The sequence below is a fragment of the Bradyrhizobium arachidis genome, from assembly GCF_015291705.1.
Lineage (GTDB): Bacteria > Pseudomonadota > Alphaproteobacteria > Rhizobiales > Xanthobacteraceae > Bradyrhizobium > Bradyrhizobium arachidis.
Window position 1 is genome coordinate 5744334 of the sequence record NZ_CP030050.1, and the last position, 17882, is coordinate 5762215.

Annotated in this window: 18 protein-coding genes; 1 reads left to right on the top strand and 17 read right to left on the bottom strand. The window is 65.3% G+C overall.

Features of this window, described 5'->3' with window-relative positions; translation table 11 throughout:
• The first annotated feature begins 214 nt into the window (after positions 1–214).
• Complete coding sequence (locus tag WN72_RS26830) at positions 215–1099, top strand: hypothetical protein (RefSeq protein WP_092213982.1); 885 nt, start codon at positions 215–217, stop codon at positions 1097–1099.
• A 32-nt stretch (positions 1100–1131) separates the two neighbouring features.
• On the opposite strand, the gene mtnK is transcribed toward WN72_RS26830, so the two are convergent.
• The 17 genes from mtnK to nuoE are packed head-to-tail and all read right to left on the bottom strand — an operon-like array spanning position 1132 to position 17872.
• Complete coding sequence (gene mtnK, locus WN72_RS26835) at positions 1132–2421, bottom strand: S-methyl-5-thioribose kinase (RefSeq protein WP_092213980.1); 1290 nt, start codon at positions 2419–2421, stop codon at positions 1132–1134.
• A 33-nt stretch (positions 2422–2454) separates the two neighbouring features.
• Positions 2455–2802 (bottom strand): hypothetical protein, encoded by a 348-nt coding sequence (locus WN72_RS26840; RefSeq protein ID WP_092213978.1) that lies wholly within the window; start codon positions 2800–2802, stop codon positions 2455–2457.
• Positions 2803–2837: 35 nt separating this feature from the next.
• Complete coding sequence (locus WN72_RS26845; RefSeq protein ID WP_027559474.1) at positions 2838–3113, bottom strand: DUF1467 family protein; 276 nt, start codon at positions 3111–3113, stop codon at positions 2838–2840.
• 9 nt (positions 3114–3122) lie between these two features.
• Positions 3123–3527, bottom strand: a complete 405-nt coding sequence (gene mce / locus WN72_RS26850) for a methylmalonyl-CoA epimerase (protein WP_027559475.1) — start codon at positions 3525–3527, stop codon at positions 3123–3125.
• 42 nt (positions 3528–3569) lie between these two features.
• A complete protein-coding gene (locus WN72_RS26855; protein WP_027559476.1) occupies positions 3570–5240 on the bottom strand; it encodes a ribonuclease J in 1671 nt (556 codons plus the stop codon).
• Positions 5240–6046 carry a biotin--[acetyl-CoA-carboxylase] ligase gene (locus WN72_RS26860; protein WP_092213976.1) on the bottom strand — a complete coding sequence of 269 codons (807 nt, stop codon included), beginning with the start codon at positions 6044–6046 and terminating at the stop codon, positions 5240–5242. Before WN72_RS26860 ends, WN72_RS26855 begins: the two co-directional genes overlap by 1 nt.
• A gap of 1 nt (position 6047) precedes the next feature.
• Positions 6048–7484, bottom strand: a complete 1437-nt coding sequence (gene nuoN, locus WN72_RS26865; RefSeq protein ID WP_092213974.1) for an NADH-quinone oxidoreductase subunit NuoN — start codon at positions 7482–7484, stop codon at positions 6048–6050.
• 22 nt (positions 7485–7506) lie between these two features.
• Positions 7507–9015 carry an NADH-quinone oxidoreductase subunit M gene (locus WN72_RS26870; RefSeq protein ID WP_027559479.1) on the bottom strand — a complete coding sequence of 503 codons (1509 nt, stop codon included), beginning with the start codon at positions 9013–9015 and terminating at the stop codon, positions 7507–7509.
• Positions 9016–11088, bottom strand: coding sequence for an NADH-quinone oxidoreductase subunit L (gene nuoL / locus WN72_RS26875; RefSeq protein ID WP_027559480.1), 2073 nt, complete (start codon positions 11086–11088; stop codon positions 9016–9018).
• Positions 11089–11096: 8 nt separating this feature from the next.
• On the bottom strand, positions 11097–11405 hold the full coding sequence (gene nuoK, locus WN72_RS26880) for an NADH-quinone oxidoreductase subunit NuoK (protein ID WP_008547737.1): 309 nt from the start codon (positions 11403–11405) through the stop codon (positions 11097–11099).
• Entirely contained in the window at positions 11402–12040 is a 639-nt protein-coding gene (locus WN72_RS26885; protein ID WP_027559481.1) for an NADH-quinone oxidoreductase subunit J, read from the bottom strand. Before WN72_RS26885 ends, nuoK begins: the two co-directional genes overlap by 4 nt.
• Positions 12041–12049: 9 nt before the next feature.
• The gene (gene nuoI, locus WN72_RS26890; RefSeq protein WP_026232873.1) at positions 12050–12538 is read right to left on the bottom strand and encodes an NADH-quinone oxidoreductase subunit NuoI; all 489 of its coding nucleotides are present in this window, start codon (positions 12536–12538) and stop codon (positions 12050–12052) included.
• 16 nt (positions 12539–12554) lie between these two features.
• Positions 12555–13622, bottom strand: a complete 1068-nt coding sequence (gene nuoH, locus WN72_RS26895; RefSeq protein ID WP_092213972.1) for an NADH-quinone oxidoreductase subunit NuoH — start codon at positions 13620–13622, stop codon at positions 12555–12557.
• Positions 13623–13632: 10 nt separating this feature from the next.
• Positions 13633–15708 (bottom strand): NADH-quinone oxidoreductase subunit NuoG, encoded by a 2076-nt coding sequence (gene nuoG / locus WN72_RS26900; protein ID WP_092213970.1) that lies wholly within the window; start codon positions 15706–15708, stop codon positions 13633–13635.
• A 5-nt stretch (positions 15709–15713) separates the two neighbouring features.
• Entirely contained in the window at positions 15714–17039 is a 1326-nt protein-coding gene (gene nuoF / locus WN72_RS26905) for an NADH-quinone oxidoreductase subunit NuoF (RefSeq protein ID WP_027559484.1), read from the bottom strand.
• A gap of 15 nt (positions 17040–17054) precedes the next feature.
• Positions 17055–17261 carry a hypothetical protein gene (locus WN72_RS26910; protein WP_027559485.1) on the bottom strand — a complete coding sequence of 69 codons (207 nt, stop codon included), beginning with the start codon at positions 17259–17261 and terminating at the stop codon, positions 17055–17057.
• The gene (gene nuoE / locus WN72_RS26915; RefSeq protein ID WP_027559486.1) at positions 17261–17872 is read right to left on the bottom strand and encodes an NADH-quinone oxidoreductase subunit NuoE; all 612 of its coding nucleotides are present in this window, start codon (positions 17870–17872) and stop codon (positions 17261–17263) included. Before nuoE ends, WN72_RS26910 begins: the two co-directional genes overlap by 1 nt.
• Positions 17873–17882: the final 10 nt, after the last annotated feature.

The following is a 17882-nucleotide window of genomic DNA, read 5'->3' on the forward strand; positions in this document are numbered from 1 at the left end:
TTCGTCGGCCGTCGAACGCAAGCTTCGTTTTGATGGCGACCGATGCCGGTTCCGGAAGGCCGCGATGCAGACCTCGGTCGGGTTGCATCCCCCGCCGATGCAAGCCGCCGATTGACGCGGTGCGTCATCGGGCGACCAGGGCCAGTGAACATTTTTCGCGATCGACGCGACCAAGCTCAGGATCGTTATCTGAGCCCCAGGGATCGCGGAAAAAATGAAGCGTCGAACGTTAGGTATCTTGGTCGCCGGCAGCCTGGTCGCTGCAACAGCGGCGATGGCGATCCCCGTCACGCCGGACCCTGCCCGGGACAATCCGACTGACACCATCCACGCCGGCTGGTCCCACACCTCGCGATCAAACGGGTATGTCGACGATACCTGGTGGGCGGTCAGGGACCGTTGCGCCCCCGACTATCTCGGTGAGCGCCTGCTCTGCAACGCCGTTGGCGGGCTGGCACGGGCCACAAGCCGGACCTTCGAGGGCAAGATGTCTGAATATGTGGGTCTGCCGCTCCCCGACGGCTGGGGCCTGATGACCGCGAAGAATTCGCCCTTCATCCGGTCGTCTCACGTCGAGACGCCGCTCGATCTCAAGGCCGTGCTCGGCTTCTATCGCGCCGCACTCGGCGGGCGCGGCTGGGAGGAGAATGACGGCGCGGCGGTCGAGCCCGATCGGGCCGTGATCGCCTTCACGACTTCAGATGGACCGGCCTCGCTCCGGCTCACCCGTCAGGATGGCAAGACCACCGCAGATCTTTCGCTGCGCAAGCCGGCGGTCGCGACATCAGGCATTCTGCCCGAGCCGGGGCAAGTGAGGCTGTTGCTCGGTAACAAGACCGATCAAGCGGCCGAAATCACCGTCAATGAGCGAACCATCAAGCTGGCGGCGCGCGCCGGAGAAAAACTGGCGCACTCCGACGCTGCTGCGGGCGAATTGCCTGATAGCCAGAAGATCGATCTGCCGCCGGGCAGGTACAAGGTCATCATCAAGCCGGACGGTAGCGCGGCGCAGAAGCGCGAGTTCGAGGTTGCGGCCAACGAGACCTGGGGCCTGCTGGTTGGCCCGGACGGCGTCCCGCTGCCGATGCGGCTGTATTGAGGCGCGACGATCCCTCACCTCGCGCGACGTCTTCAGCCTGACAATTCCGGCAGCCAGTCCCGCAGCTTTCGGGCAGAGCCGGTGACATCAGTGATCGTCCGGAACGCTGGCGCTTCCACCATCATCCCGCGCGCGAGCCGCACGGCGCGGGCTTCGCTGATCGCCCGCGTCTTCGGGTTCTCGATCAGCTCGAAATCGATGTTGTGGGCGAGGCCGAAGATGCGGCGGATGGTCTTGGCGGCGGCGAAGCCGACCGTGTCGGTGAAAAGCCGCTGCATGTAGGCTTGCCGCTCGGCCTCGAGGCGCATCGCGCCCTTCTCGCCGGTAAAGAGTGAGACCGGATAGGCATCGCCCGTCGGCCCTGCCCGCCAGAGGTCGAGGAATTTGCGGGCGAACTCGTTCCAGACCTGCTCGACGCTCTCCAGCACCCAGACCTCGAATTCGCGCCTCTCGCCCGGCGTCCGCTCGTGGCCGGCGGAGGCGAAATAGGCCATCAGCAGATTGGCGAGCACGGCGCCGACGTCGAACCCCATCGGGCCGTAGAACGCGAATTCGGGGTCGATGACGCGCGTCTGGCTGTCCGTAACCATGATCGAGCCGGTGTGGAGGTCGCCGTGGAGCAGTCCTTCCGGGCTTGCCATGAACTTCAGCTTCAGCCGCGAGATCGCGACATGCAGCTCCATGTCATCGCGCAAGGATGCGGCGAGGCCATCGAGATAAGGCGCGGTCCAGCGGTTCTGCTCGGCGATGCGGTAGGGATCGGTGAAGATCAGGTCCTCGGTGATCTTACAGAGCGCGTGGTTGCCGGCGAACGCAGCGATGCCTTCCTTCTTCTCGGCCGCCGACAGCGCGAGGTCGGAGGTGAAGAACAGGGTGCGCGCCATGAAGGTGGTGATGTCGTCGACGAAGCGCGGATAGTGGGTTGCCGCGACGAGCCCCTTGCGCATGATGATGTGCGGCTCGAGCAGCTCCATCACCGTCAGCGCCAGCGTCTCGTTGTGGTGCAGCAGCGCCGGCACGAGCCCGGGCGCGAGCTCGGCCTGCCGGGACAAGGCCAGGAATTCGTAGTGAGCCCGCGACAGGGGCAGCGGCCAGCTCTCGCCGACGAGCCGGACGTAAGGCAGCGCCTGCTTCACCGCGATGCCGCCGCGCGCACCCTTGACGATGAAGACGAGGTTGAGATTGCCGTCGCCGACCTCGGTGATGGCCCAGGCGGCCGGCTCGCCGCCGAGGAGCGCTGTGATGTCAGGCAGGCCCGCGAGATAGTCCCGCAAGGCCGCCTCATGCAGAATCCGATAGTCCCCCGCCTGCCCTTGCGTCATGACGATCCCATCCCATCTGTAGAGACCGGATCGTTACTCCCGCTCCAGGAAGCTCGAGCCGATCTCGGCCTTTCTTTTGATCGGATCGTAATCGCAATAGACGAGGTCCGCCACCAGCGTGTAGCTGGCGCTGATGTTGTATTTGTCGAGCTTGACCGAGTTCAGCCCGATCACCGAGGTGCTCTTGCCGCCGTTCCACTTGAACGGCGTCGAGCTCTTGGCCTGCTCGCAGGCCATCACCGCCTCGTTGAAGACGTAGCCCTCGACGAACGCCTTCAGGGTGCGCACCTGCGCCGCCATCCTCCATTCGAAATAGCCGATGGCCCCGAGCCCCGCGACGATCAGCACCAGCAGTGCGACGACGATCCGCTGAAAAGTCATTCGTTCCCCCCGAAACAACGACGCAAATCAAAAACCTAGAACGGCATTCCCATCAATTTCGACAGGCGCTCGATCGAAAGATAGCCGGCGTGATAGGCGGCCATGCCGAGGCCGTAGATGATCGCCGAGATGATCGTGGTCCAGATCAGCTTGCGGCCCATCCGGGTCAGGATCGGGGCGCCGGGATCGGTGCCGGGCGCGCCGACGCCGTCCTCATGCTGGCTGCGCACGCCGAACGGCAGCGTCAGGAACAGCGCGATCCACCAGATGACGAAGTAGATCGCGATCGCGGTCGATATCTGGATGGCCATGGGGCGGCCTTATGCCTGTTCGATCTCGACCAGCGCGCCGGAAAAATCCTTGGGGTGCAGGAACAGCACCGGCTTGCCGTGGGCGCCGATCTTCGGCACGCCGTCGCCGAGCACCCTGGCCCCCTCCTTCACGAGCGTATCGCGCGAGGCGATGATGTCGACGACCTCGTAGCAGACATGGTGGATGCCGCCGTCAGCATTGCGCTCGAGGAATTTTGCGATCGGCGAGGCTTCGCCGAGCGGCTCGATGAACTCGATCTTGGTGTTGGGGAGCGTCGCGAACACCGTGGTGACGCCATGCTCGGGTAGCGGAACGGCTTCCGAGATCTGCGCTCCGAATGCCGCGCCATAGATCTTCGCGGCCTTGACCGCGTCCCTGGTCGCGATCGCGACGTGGTTGAGGCGACCCAGCATGTTTCTTCTCCCTCAAGGCATGATCCGGAGACCACGCCCAATCTACACTGTCAGGACATGTACCAGACAGGGGGGCTTTTTGCCCCAATGTTCGTTGATCACGGCACGGACGGCGCGGCGCACCGATTCACCCAGCGCGTCCGGATCGCGCCGGCGCGCCCGCGGCAGGCCCTCGATGGTGGACATCACGGCGTCGAAGACGATGTCGTCAAAGGCCTCGCCGGCCCTGTTCTTCTCGGGGATGCCGACCAGATCGACCTCGGGATCGTCGGCGAGCTCGCCCTGCTCGGTCATGGCGATGGCGACGAAGGCGCAGCCGGAGAACGCCATGCGGCGTCGCTCGATCACGGCGCGGGACTTGGAGTCCTCCAGGATCGTGCCGTCCTTGTAGAGACGGCCCGACGGCACCTCGCCGACCACGCCGGGATCGCCCGGGCCGAGCTTGACGAGGTCGCCATTGCGGACGACCAGGACGCGCGGCACGCCGGCGGCGCGCGCGAGCTTGGCGTGCTCGTTCAGGTGCAGGGCCTCGCCATGGACGGGGATCAGCAGCTGCGGCTTCACCCAGGAGATCATGTCGCGCAGCTCGTCTCGGCGCGGGTGGCCGGAGACGTGGACCAGATGGTCGCGGTCGGTGAGGACCTCGACGCCCTGGAGCACCAGATTGTTGATGATCGAGCCGACCGCCTTCTCGTTGCCGGGAATGGTGCGCGAGGAGAAGATCACGCTGTCGCCGCGGTTCAGCGTGATCTCGGGATGGTCGTCATTGGCGATGCGCGCCAGCGCGGCGCGCGGCTCGCCCTGGCTGCCGGTGCAGAGCGCCAGCACCTTGTCCTGCGGCAGATGGCCGTAGACCTCGGGCGAGCGGAAATTCTGCACGCCGTCGAGATAGCCGGTCTCGCGCGCGACCTGCACCACGCGCTCCATGGCGCGGCCGACCACGACGACCTCGCGGTCGGCGGCTTTCGCAGCATCGGCGACAGCTTTGATGCGGGCGACATTGGAGGCAAAGGTCGTCACCGCGACGCGGCCCTTGGCGGCTTTCACCAGGTCTATGATGGTCCGGGCGACCTCGGCTTCGGAAGGCGAGCGGCCGTCGCGCACGGCGTTGGTGGAATCGCCGATCAAGGCGAGCACGCCCTCCTCGCCGAGCTCCCGCAGCCGCTTCTCGTCGGTGGGACGTCCCAGCGTCGGGGTCGGGTCGATCTTCCAGTCGCCGGTATGCAGCACCGTGCCTGCCTCGGTGTGGATCGCCAGCGCGTGCGCTTCGGGAATGGAATGCGCGACGGGGATGAACTCGACGTTGAACGGGCCGACGTCGACGCGGCCGCCGGATGGGATCACGGTGACCGGGATCTCCGGCGCATTGCGCTCGGCGGCGCATTTGGCCTCGAACAGCGCGGCGCTGAACTGCGTCGCGTAGATCGGGCATTTCAGCTTCGGCCAGAGGTCGATGATGGCGCCGAAATGGTCCTCGTGGGCATGGGTCAGCACCAGGCCCATCAGGTTCTTGCGTTCCTTCTCCAGGAAGCTGATGTCGGGCATAATCAGGTCGATGCCCGGCAGATGCTCCTCGTCGCCGAAGGAGACGCCGAGATCGACCGCCAGCCAGGCGCGCTGGTGGCGGTTGCCGAGGCCGTAGATCGACAGGTTCATGCCGATCTCGCCGACACCGCCGAGCGGCGCAAACACCAGTTCGTCGGGCCTTGCCATCACGCAGCCCCCACCGAGCGGACCGGGCCGAAGAACACCTCGCCTGCGGCCACCGGCACAAGGCGGCCCTCCGCGGTGCGGACGATCAGGCAGCCGGTGTCGTCGATGGTGTCAAAAATGCCTTCCAGCGTCATGGTTCCCGTGTGAATAGCGACGCGCTCGCCAAGGCCGGCGGCGCGCTCCAGCCACAGCTTACGGATTTCGGCAAAGCCGCGGCCATTGTCCCAAATGCCGCGGAACTCGACCCAGGCGTCGGACAGCGCCGAGAACAGCTCCTCCGCGCCAATCTGGACGCCGAGGGCGGCCAGCGACACCGCGGGCGTCGGCGTGCCCTCGGGCGCGGCGACGACATTGGTGCCCATGCCGGCGACGACCGCCAGCCGGTCGCCGATGGCCTCGGCCTCGAGCGCGATGCCGACCAGCTTCTTGCCGCCGGCGAGCACGTCGTTCGGCCATTTCAGGGCATAGCGGGGACGGCCCTCGCCGAGGCGCAAGGCGGCTTCCAGGCTGACCTTCTCCAGCGCCGCCTCCTGCGCCAGCCCGGCCGCGAACCCGAGGGTGGCGGCGACGGCCGGGGCGACGTCCATGACTTCGAGGATGCTGGCGGCGAGATTGCCCTTGGGTGCGATCCAGGCGCGCTGGCGGCGGCCGCGGCCGGCGGTCTGCTCATCCGTGACGAACCACATCGGGCCGCGTTCGCCGGCCCGCGCGTGCTCGATCGCATCGGTGTTGGTCGAGCCGGTCCGTCCGAAGGCCGCGAGCTTGTAGCCCGCGGACTGTGCGCGAGGACCGAGCGCGAATGCCATCCTAGAACAGCGACTTTGCCGCGGCGGAGGCGACGCTCACCACCGGACCCGCAAACAGCGCGAACAGCAGGTTGAATACCCCTGTGACCGCCATCACCGTCTTCACCTCGATCCGAACCGGGTCGACCTGGCCGGCCGGCTCGTCGAAATACATCGTCTTGACGATCGAGAGATAGTAGTAGGCGCCGACGACGCTGGTCAGCACGCCGATGACGGCGAGCGTGAACAGATTGGCCTTGATGGCGGCGACGAAGACGTACCACTTGCCGAAGAAGCCGGCGAGCGGCGGCACGCCCGCAAGCGAGAACAGCAGCATCGCGAACAGGAAGGCGAGCATCGGATTGGTCCGCGACAGACCGGCGAAATCGCTGATCTGCTCCACCGCCTGGCCGTTGCGCTTCATGGCGAGGATGATCGAGAACGAGCCGAGCGTCATCGCGACATAGATCACGATGTACATCAGGACGCCTTGCGCGCCCTCCGGCGTGCCGGAGGCGAGACCGACCAGCGCGAAACCCATATGGCCGATCGAGGAATAGGCCATCAGGCGCTTGATGTTGGTCTGGCCGATCGCGGCGAAGGAGCCGAGCGCCATCGAGGCGATCGCCACGAACACCAGGATCTGCTGCCACTGCGAGACGATGCCCGGGAATGCGGTCAGCGTGACGCGGGTGAAGACGGCGAGCGCGGCCACCTTCGGCGCCGAAGCGAAGAAGGCGGTGACCGGGGTCGGCGCGCCTTCGTAAACGTCAGGCGTCCACATGTGGAACGGCACGGCCGAGACCTTGAAGCAGAGGCCGGCGAGCAGGAACACCAGGCCGAACACCAGGCCGACATTCGCCATCGTCGCGGCCTGGGCGATGCCGGTGAAGGTGACGGTGCCGGTGAAGCCATAGATCAGCGAAGCGCCATAGAGCAGCATGCCCGAGGACAGCGCGCCGAGCACGAAATACTTCAGGCCGGCTTCGGTCGACTTGGCATTGTCGCGGTTCGAGGCCGCCACGACATAGAGCGCGAGCGACATCAGCTCGAGGCCGAGATAGAGCGAGATCAGGTCGCCGGCCGAGATCAGCACCATCATGCCGAGCGTCGAGAGCAGCACCAGGATGGCGTATTCGAAGATGCGGCGCGACGGATCGGACAGGAACTCGGCCGACAGGATCAGCGTCGCGGCCGAGCCGATCAGCGCCATGATCTTCATGAAGCGGGCGAAGTCGTCGACGATGAAGCTGCCGCCGAACGTCACCTGCTTGCCGGCAGGCTGCGCGTAAGCGAGCACGCCGACCACGACGAGGAGCACGACCGCCAGCGAGGTGACCGCGCCGGTCGTCCCCTGCCCGCGATAGGCTCCCAGCATCAGAAGCGCCATCGCGCCGACCGCGAGCACGATCTCGGGCAGCACCGGCGCCAGTTGATAACCTGCAGTCTCAAAGCTCATGGCGATATCCTGACCTGCCCGATCACTGGAGCAGTGCGGCGGCCTTCACGGCCGTCACAGCGGTGTTGTAGTTGTTGACGAGTTGCTGGACCGAGGCGGCCGACATGTCGAGCACCGGCTTCGGATAGACGCCGAACAGGATCGTCAGCGCGATCATCGGGAACAGCGTCACGCATTCGCGCAAGGTGAGATCCTTCATGCTCATCAGCGACGGCTTCACCAGCGCGCCGAACACGACCTTGCGGTAGAGCCACAGCGCGTAGGCCGCCGACAGGATGACGCCGAAGGTGGCGAAGAACGCGGTCGGGATCGAGACCTTGAAGGTGCCGAGCAGCGTCATGAACTCGCCGACGAAGCCGCTCGTGCCGGGCAGACCGACATTGGCCATGGTGAAGACCATGAAGGTCATCGCGTAGAGCGGCATCCGGTTGACGAGGCCGCCATAGGCCGCGATCTCGCGGGTGTGCATGCGGTCGTAGACGATGCCGACGCAGAGGAACAGCGCGCCGGAGACGATGCCGTGCGAGATCATCTGGAACATGCCGCCGGCGACACCCTGCATGGTGCCGGCGAAGATGCCCATGGTGACGAAGCCCATATGCGCGACCGAGGAGTACGCGATCAGCTTCTTCATGTCCTCCTGCATCAGCGCCACCAGCGAGGTGTAGATGATGGCGATGGCCGAGAGCGTGAAGATCAGCGGCGCGAAGTCGTGCGAGGCCAGCGGGAACATCGGCAGCGAGAAGCGCAGGAAGCCGTAGCCTCCCATCTTCAGCAGGATCGCGGCGAGGACCACCGAGCCCGCGGTCGGTGCCTCGACGTGCGCGTCGGGCAGCCAGGTGTGCACCGGCCACATCGGCATCTTCACCGCGAAGGAGGCGAAGAACGCCAGCCAGGCCCAGGTCTGCAACGACCGCGGCACGGCGGTGTGCATCAGGGTCGGAATATCAGTGGTGCCGCCGTTCCAGTACAGCGCCATGATGGCGAGCAGCATCAGGACCGAGCCGAGGAAGGTGTAGAGGAAGAACTTGAAGGAAGCGTAGACCCGGCGCGGACCGCCCCAAATGCCGATGATCAGGAACATCGGGATCAGGCCGCCCTCGAAGAACAGGTAGAACAGCACGAGATCGAGCGCCGAGAAGGTGCCGATCATCAGCGTTTCCAGGATCAGGAACGCCATCATGTATTCGCGGACGCGGCTCGTGATCGCCTTCCAGCTCGCGATGATGCAGAACGGCATCACGGCGGTGGTCAGGATCAGCAGCGGCAGCGAGATGCCGTCGACGCCCATGTGGTAGGTGATGCCGGTGGCGAGCCAGCTCGCCTTCTCGACGAACTGGAAGTCGGCGCTCGAGGGATCGAAGCGCAACACCAGGATCACCGACACCGCGAAGGTGATCAGCGTGGTCCAGAGCGCAATCCAGCGCGAGTTGCGCTTGGCCGCCTCGTCATCGCCGCGGCTGAGATAGACGATCAGCGCGCCGACCAGCGGCAGAAACGTCGTAACCGAAAGGATGGGCCAGGTTGTCATTTACTGGCCTCCAAAGCCGAACATGAACCAGGTGATCAGGCCGGCGGCACCGATCAGCATGGCGAACGCATAGTGATAGAGATAGCCGGTCTGGATCTTCACGACGTTGCGGGTGACGTCCAGCACGCGGGCGGAGACGCCGTCGGGACCGAGGCCGTCGATGATGAAGCCGTCGCCCTTCTTCCAGAGCTGGTAGCCGATCCACTTCGCCGGACGGACGAAGATGAGGTCGTAGAGCTCGTCGAAGTACCATTTGTTGAGCAGGAACTGGTACAGCATCGGCTGCTCTGCGGCGAGCCGAACGGGGATGTAGGGCCGGCGGATGTAGAACAGGTACGAGACGAGGAAGCCCAGCACCATCATCACCGTCGGCAGGAAGGCGATGGTCTCGGGGATGTGGTGCATCTCCTCGATGATGTGCGGGTTCATCTTGACGGACTCGCGGAAGAACTCCTCGACGCCGTGACCGGCGAACAGCTCCTTGAACGGGAAGCCCGCGACGATCGAGCCGACCGCGAGCACGCCGATCGGGATCAGGATCCAGAGCGGGGCCTCATGCGCGGCTTCGTAATGATGCTCGTCATGCGGCTCGCCGTGGAAGGTCTTGAAGATCAGGCGCCAGGAGTAGAACGAGGTCAGGCCGGCGGCGACGACCGTCATCAGGAAGCCGTACACCGCGAACGGATTGTGCGAGGCGTAGGCGGACTCGATGATCGCGTCCTTGGAGAAGTAGCCGGCGGTGAGCGGGAAGCCGGTCAGCGCCAGCGTGCCGACCACCATCACCGCGTAGGTGTAGGGGATCTTGCGCCAGAGGCCGCCCATGTTGCGGATGTCCTGCTCGTGGTGCATCGCGTAGATCACCGAGCCGGAGCCCAAGAACAACAGCGCCTTGAAGAAGGCGTGCGTGAACAGGTGGAACATGCCCACCGAATAGGCCCCTGCTCCCATCGCCACGAACATGTAGCCGAGCTGCGAACAGGTCGAGTAGGCGACGATGCGCTTGATGTCGTTCTGGACGAGGCCGATGGTCGCCGCGAAGAACGCGGTGGTGGCGCCAAAGAACATCACCACGGCTTGCGCGGTCGGAGCGAGCTCGAACAGCGGCGACAGGCGCGCCACCATGAACACGCCGGCGGTGACCATGGTCGCGGCGTGGATCAGCGCCGACACCGGGGTCGGGCCTTCCATCGCGTCCGGCAACCAGGTGTGCAGCAGGAACTGCGCCGACTTGCCCATCGCGCCCATGAACAGCAGGAGGCAGGTCAGGGTCAGCGCATCAGCGTGCCAGCCGAGGAAGTTGATGGTCTTGCCGGTCAGGCTCGGCGCCTGGTGGAAGATCGTCTCGAAATCGGTCGAGGCGGTCAGATAGAAGATCGCGAAGATGCCGAGCGCAAAGCCGAAGTCGCCGACGCGGTTGACCACGAAGGCCTTGATCGCGGCCGCGTTCGCCGAGGGCTTCTGGTACCAGAAGCCGATCAGCAGATAGCTGGCAAGACCCACGCCTTCCCAGCCGAAGAACAGCTGGACCAAATTGTCCGCCGTCACCAGCATCAGCATGGCGAAGGTGAACAGCGAGAGATAGCCGAAGAAGCGCGGCCGGTACGGGTCCTCGTCCATGTAGCCGATGGAATAGAGGTGCACGAGCGAGGACACGGTCGTCACCACCACCAGCATCACCGCCGTGAGGGTGTCGACACGGAGCGTCCACCAGACCTGGAGGTCGCCGGAGAAGATAAAGGGCAGCAGCTGGATCCGGCCGTCGTGGTGCATGAAGCCGACATCGACCAGCGTCATCCAGGACAGCGCGGCCGCGACGAACAACAGTCCGGTGGTGATCAGCTCGGCAGCGCGCGAGCCCGCCGCCGCCGGCTCAACCGGGCCGTGGTCGTCGTGAGCGTGATCGTCGTGACCATGGTCGTCATGAGCAGCCGACGCATGCGCGTCGCCATGGCCGTGATCGCCGTGATGCTCGACCTCGTCACCCGAGGGGTTGCGGGCATGCGCGCCGACCAGGGAGATGAGCCCGGCCAGAATGGCGCCCAGCAGGGGCAGGAAAACGATTGCCTGAACCATTTGAGAGCTCAGCCCTTCATCAGATTGACGTCCTCAACCGCGATCGAGCCGCGGTTGCGGAAATAGACCACCAGGATGGCGAGACCGATCGCGGCTTCCGCCGCGGCCACAGTCAAGACCAGAAGCGCGAAGACCTGGCCGACGATGTCGCCGAGGAAGGTCGAGAACGCCACGAGGTTGATGTTGACCGAGAGCAGGATCAGCTCGATCGACATCAGGATGACGATGATGTTCTTGCGGTTCAGGAAGATGCCGAGGATCCCGAGCGTGAACAGGATCGCGCCGACGGCAAGATAGTGTCCGAGCCCGATCGTCATTTCACCCACTCCGCCGCATCGGCGTCCGAGAGCCCCTGCCCCGATGCCACCTTGCGCATCGCCATCGCCATTTCGGGCGTGCGTGCGTTCTGAACGTTGATGTCCTGCCGCTTCACGCTCGCCTTGTGGCGCAGCGTCAGCACGATGGCGCCGATCATGGCGACCAGCAGCACCATGCCCGCGAGCTGGAAATAGTGGATGTACTTGGTATAGAGCACGAGCCCGAGCGCCTCGGTGTTGGAGACGTTGGTCGGGATCGCCGCCGTGATCGTCTTGGAGACGCCGGGGTTGATGACCCAGAAGCCGACGGTGAGCAGCAGCTCGAACAGGAAGATGCCGCCGATCACGAGGCCGACCGGCAGGTACTGGATGAAGCCTTCGCGCAGCTCGAGGAAGTCGACGTCGAGCATCATGATGACGAACAGGAACAGCACCGCGACGGCGCCGACATAGACGACGATCAGGATCATCGCGAGGAATTCGGCGCCCATCAGCACGAACAGGCCGGAGGCGTTGACGAAGGCCAGGATCAGGTACAGCACGGAGTGCACGGGATTGCGCGAGACAATCACCATCACCGCCGAGGCGACGCAGACGCCGGCGAACAGATAGAAGAACAGCGCGGGAAGGATCATGCCCTCACCTCACCGGTACGGCGCGTCGAGCTCGATCGCTTTCGCGATCTCGCGTTCCCAGCGGTCGCCGTTGGCGAGCAGCTTGGCCTTGTCATAGAACAGTTCCTCGCGGGTCTCGGTCGCGAACTCGAAGTTCGGACCTTCGACGATGGCGTCGACCGGACAGGCCTCCTGGCAGAGGCCGCAATAGATGCACTTCACCATGTCGATGTCGTAGCGCACGGTGCGGCGGGTGCCGTCGTTGCGGCGCGGCCCGGCCTCGATGGTGATGGCCTGGGCAGGGCAGACCGCTTCGCACAGCTTGCAGGCGATGCAGCGCTCTTCGCCGTTCGGATAGCGGCGCAGCGCATGCTCACCGCGGAAGCGCGGCGAGATCGGCCCCTTCTCGAACGGATAGTTCAGCGTCGGCTTCGGCTGGAAGAAATAGCGCATGGCGAGGAAGAACGCCGAGACGAATTCCGACAGCAGAAGCGAGCGTGCAGTGGCGTTGATGTTGATACCCATGGCGGGGCCCTCACTTCGGCGCGATGCCGGCGAAGTGCAGCACACCGGCCACCACGATCACCATCGCCAGCGAGATCGGCAGGAACACCTTCCAGCCGAGACGCATCAGTTGATCGTAGCGGTAGCGCGGCACGATCGCCTTCGCCATCGCGAACAGGAAGAACATGAAGAACAGTTTCAGCGCGAACCAGATGATCCCCGGCACCCAGTTGAAGGGCGGCAGGTCGACCGGCGGCAGCCAGCCTCCGAGGAACAGGATGGTCGCCATCGCGCACATCGTGACGATCGCGACGTACTCGCCGAGCATGAACAGCAGGTACGGCGTCGAGCCGTATTCGACCATGAAGCCGGCGACGAGCTCGGATTCCGCCTCGACGAGGTCGAAGGGCGGACGGTTGGTTTCCGCCAGCGCCGAGACGTAGAACACCACGAACATCGGGAACAGCGGCCAGACGTACCAGTTCAGGATGGTGAGTTGCGGCAGCCCGATCAGGCTGGCAAGGCCGCGGGCGTGCTGGGCCTCGACCACGGCCGAGAGGTTCAGCGTGCCGGCGCAGAGCAGCACCGTGATGATGACGAAGCCGATCGAGACTTCATAGGACACCATCTGCGCCGCCGAGCGCAGCGCGGCGAGGAACGGATATTTCGAGTTCGACGACCACCCGGCCATGATGATGCCGTAGATCGACAGCGACGAGATCGCGAAGATGAAGAGGATGCCGACATTGATGTCGGAGATCACCCAGCCGAGATTGGTCGGGATCACCGCCCAGGCCGCGAGCGCGAGCACGCACGACACCAGCGGCGCCAGCAGGAACACGCCCTTGTTGGCGCCGGCCGGGATGATCGGCTCCTTCAGCACGAACTTCAGAAGGTCCGCGAAGGATTGCAGCAGGCCCCAGGGGCCGACCACGTTCGGGCCGCGGCGGATCTGCACCGCCGCCCAGATCTTGCGGTCGGCGAGCAGGATGTAGGCGATCGCGACCAGGAGGACGACGAGCACCAGCACGCTCTCCGCGACCATGATGATCAGCGGCCAGAGGAAACCGGTCCAGAATGCGCTTTCAAAGAATTCCATCAGATCACGCTCACTCCGCTGCGGTCAGCATCTGCCCGGAGGCAAGCCGCGAGCATTCCGCCATCACGGCGGACGCACGCGCGATTGGGTTGGTCAAATAGAAGTCCTCGATCGCCGCCTTGAACGGCGCCTTCTCGGGCGAGCCGCCCTTCCCCGCCAGCTTCTTGATCTGGTCGGCGGAGCCGGCCTCGATCTGGTCGAGCCGGATCAGATGCGGCACCGCCTTGAAGATCGCCTGGCGCAGCGCCGGCAACGAGTCGTAGCCGAGCTTCTTGCCGAGCGCTTCCGACAGAGCACGGATAATCGCCCAGTCCTCGCGGGCTTCGCCCGGCGGGAACGCGGCGCGGCCGGTCATCTGCACGCGGCCTTCGGTGTTGACGTAGATCGCGGACTTCTCGGTATAGGCGGCGGCCGGCAGGATCACGTCGGCGCGGTGCGCGCCGCGATCGCCGTGGGTGCCGATATAGACGACGAAGGTGCTATCAGGCGCCTTGATCTCGTCGGCCCCGAGCAGGAACAGCAAGTCCAGCGTGCCGAACGTCGTCATCTGCGCGGCGTTCAGGCCCCCGGCCGAGGCGGTGAAGCCGATATCGAGCGCGCCGACGCGCGAAGCGGTCTCGTGCAGCACGCCAAAGCCGTTCCAGCCGTCCTTCACCGCGCCGACGTCGAGCGCGAGCTTGGCGGCGGCGGCCAGAATGGCGGCGCCGTCGTGGCGCGAGGCCGCGCCCGCGCCGACCAGGATGATCGGGTTCTTGGCGTTCTTGAGCACGTCCATGAAGGAATGCCTGCCCGCCGCGAGCTCACCGAGCGTGTCGGTGCCCGCGCCGAGATGGTCATAGTCATAGGTGAGATCGGCCTTGGCACCGATCACGCCGACCTTGAAGCCGCCGGCGCGCCAGCGCTTGCGGATGCGGGCGTTGAATACCGCCGCCTCTTTGCGCGGATTGGCGCCGATGATCAGCAGCGCATCGGCGTGCTCGACGCCGGCGAGCGTCGGATTGAAGATGTACGAGCCGCGGCCGAGCGCGGGATCGAAGGCGTCGCCGCCCTGCACCGCCAGATTGCTCGAGCCGAACTTGGCGAGCAGGTCCTTGAGCGCAAACATCTCCTCGACGCCGGCGAGATCGCCGGCGATCGTGCCGATGCGCTTGCCGTCGGTGCGGCCCGCCTTGGAGGCGATCGCGGCGAAGGCTTCCTGCCAGCTCGCCGCGCGCAGCTTGCCGGCCTCGCGGATATAGGGCCGGTCGAGGCGCTGGGTGCGCAGGCCGTCGACGATGTGGCGGGTCTTGTCGGAGATCCACTCCTCGTTCACGGCCTCGTTGATGCGCGGCAGCACGCGCATCACCTCGCGGCCGCGGGTATCGACGCGGATCGCAGAGCCGAGGCCGTCCATGACATCGATCGACTGGGTCTTGCCGAGCTCCCACGGGCGCGCCGCGAAGGCATAGGGCTTCGAGGTCAGCGCACCGACCGGGCAGATGTCGACGAGATTGCCCTGCAATTCCGACGTCAGCGCGTGCTCGAGATAGGTCGTGATCTCCATGTCCTCGCCGCGGCCAGTGGCGCCCATTTCGGGCGCGCCGGCGACTTCCGCCGAGAAGCGGACGCAGCGCGTGCACTGGATGCAGCGGTTCATCGAGGTCTTGACCAGCGCGCCGAGGTACTTGTCCTCGACCGCGCGCTTGTTCTCGGCGAAGCGGCTGGTGTCGACACCATAGCCCATCGCCTGGTCCTGAAGATCGCACTCGCCGCCCTGGTCGCAGATCGGGCAGTCCAGCGGATGGTTGATGAGAAGGAATTCCATCACGCCTTCGCGTGCCTTCTTCACCATCGGCGAACGCGTGGAAATCTCCGGCGGCTCGCCCTTGGGACCCGGACGGCAGTCGCGCACGCCCCAGGCGCAGCTCGCGACCGGCTTCGGGCCGCCCTTCACCTCGACGAGGCACATCCGGCAATTGCCGGCGATCGACAGCCGCTCGTGATAGCAGAAGCGCGGAATCTCGGCGCCGGCCGCTTCGCACGCCTGAAGCAGCGTGTACTCGGCGGGGACATCGATCTCTTTGCCGTCGATGATGAGCTTGGTCATGTCTCTTACTCCGCCGCGACCATGTTCACGGGATCGCGGACGCCGATATCGTCGATGTCGGCCTTGTGCGAATACTGGTCGATGCGCGCTTCGATCTCATGACGGAAATGCGCGATCAGGCCCTGGATCGGCCAGGCGGCTGCGTCGCCGAGCGCGCAGATGGTGTGGCCTTCGACCTGCTTGGTCACTTCGAGCAGCATGTCGATCTCGCGCTTATGCGCGCGACCCTCGGCCATGCGGGTGAGCACGCGCCACATCCAGCCCGTGCCCTCGCGGCACGGCGTACACTGGCCGCAGCTCTCATGCTTGTAGAAGTACGAAATACGGGCGATGGCGCGGATCAGGTCCGTGGACTTGTCCATCACAATCACGGCCGCGGTGCCGAGGCCCGAGCGCAGCTTGCTCAAGCTGTCGAAATCCATCGGCGTGTCGATGATCTGCTCGGCCGGCACCATGCGCACCGACGAGCCGCCGGGGATCACGGCCTTGAGGTTGTCCCAGCCGCCGCGGATGCCGCCGCAATGCTTGTCGATCAGCTCACGGAACGGAATGCCCATGGCCTCTTCGACGTTGCAGGGCCGCTCGACATGGCCGGAGATGCAGAACAGTTTCGTGCCGACATTGTTCGGACGGCCGATGCCGGCGAACCAGGCCGCGCCACGGCGCAGGATGTCGGGCGCAACGGCGATCGACTCGACGTTGTTGACGGTGGTCGGGCAACCGAACAGGCCGACGTTCGCCGGGAACGGCGGCTTCAGGCGCGGCTGGCCCTTCTTGCCCTCGAGGCTCTCGAGCAGCGCGGTCTCCTCGCCGCAGATGTAGGCGCCGGCGCCGTGGGCGACATAGATGTCGAACGGCCAGCCGTTGACGTTGTCCTTGCCCACCAGCTTGGCGTCATAGGCCTGGTCGATCGCGGCCTGGAGATGCTCGCGCTCGCGGATGAACTCGCCGCGGACATAGATGTAGCAGGTGTGCGCGTTCATCGCGCAGCTCGCGATCAGGCAGCCCTCGATCAAGAGATGCGGATCGTGCCGCATGATCTCGCGATCCTTGCAGGTGCCGGGCTCGGACTCGTCGGCGTTGACGACGAGATAGCTCGGACGGCCGTCGGTCGATTCCTTCGGCATGAAGGACCACTTCAGACCGGTCGGGAAGCCGGCGCCGCCGCGGCCGCGGAGCCCTGAGGCCTTCATCTCGTTGATGATCCAGTCGCGGCCCTTGTCGATGATGTTCTTCGTGCCATCCCAGGCGCCGCGGCGCCGCGCGCCCTCGAGCCCCCAATCGTGGAGGCCGTAGAGGTTCTTGAAGATGCGATCCTTGTCCTCGAGCATTTCAGTGCTTTCCGATCAACGGTTGGCTTGCTTGTAGGCAAGCCCGGCGGCGCAGACGCCAAACGTCAGCGCCCAGAGCAGGCTGGATTCCAGCGACGCGTTCAGGCTGAAGCGTTGCAGGAGAAAGATGAAGGCGGCCGCCACGGCGGCATGCATTGCGATGAAGCCCCACTTCTTCATGGCACCGCTCCCCTCCACCGAAGGCTGCGAGAGACCACGCATCAGGTGATCTCCTTCAACGTGGTCGGCCCGGTGATCGGCGCCGAGAACTGGCGGCCGTTCTGCGGGCCGGGCTTGGGCGGATTGCCCGACGCGAAGCCGTCGAGCACCTTGCCGAAGCTTTCCTTGGTCAGGTCCTCATAAGTATCCTTGCCGATCAGCACCATCGGCGCGTTCACGCAGGCGCCCAGGCACTCGACCTCTTCCCAGCTGAAATTGCCGTCCTTGGAGAGGTGGAAGGGCTCGTGATGGATGCGGTGCTCGCAGACGTGGATCAGATCCTCGGCGCCGCGCAGCCGGCACGGCGTGGTGCCGCAGACCTGGACGTGGGCCTTCTTGCCGACCGGGGCGAGCTGGAACATCGTGTAGAAGGTCGCGACTTCCAGCACGCGGATATAGGGCATGTCGAGCAGGTCGGCGACCGCGCGGATCGCGGCTTCCGACACCCAGCCTTCGTGCTGCTCCTGGACGCGCCAGAGGATCGCGATCACTGCAGAAGCCTGTCGGCCGGCCGGATATTTCGCGATCTGCTGCTTGGCGAATGCGAGGTTCTCCTCCGTGAACGCAAAGCTCGCGGGCTGGACTTCCTTCGGTGCTAATCGGCGAACGGACATCTCTTATCTC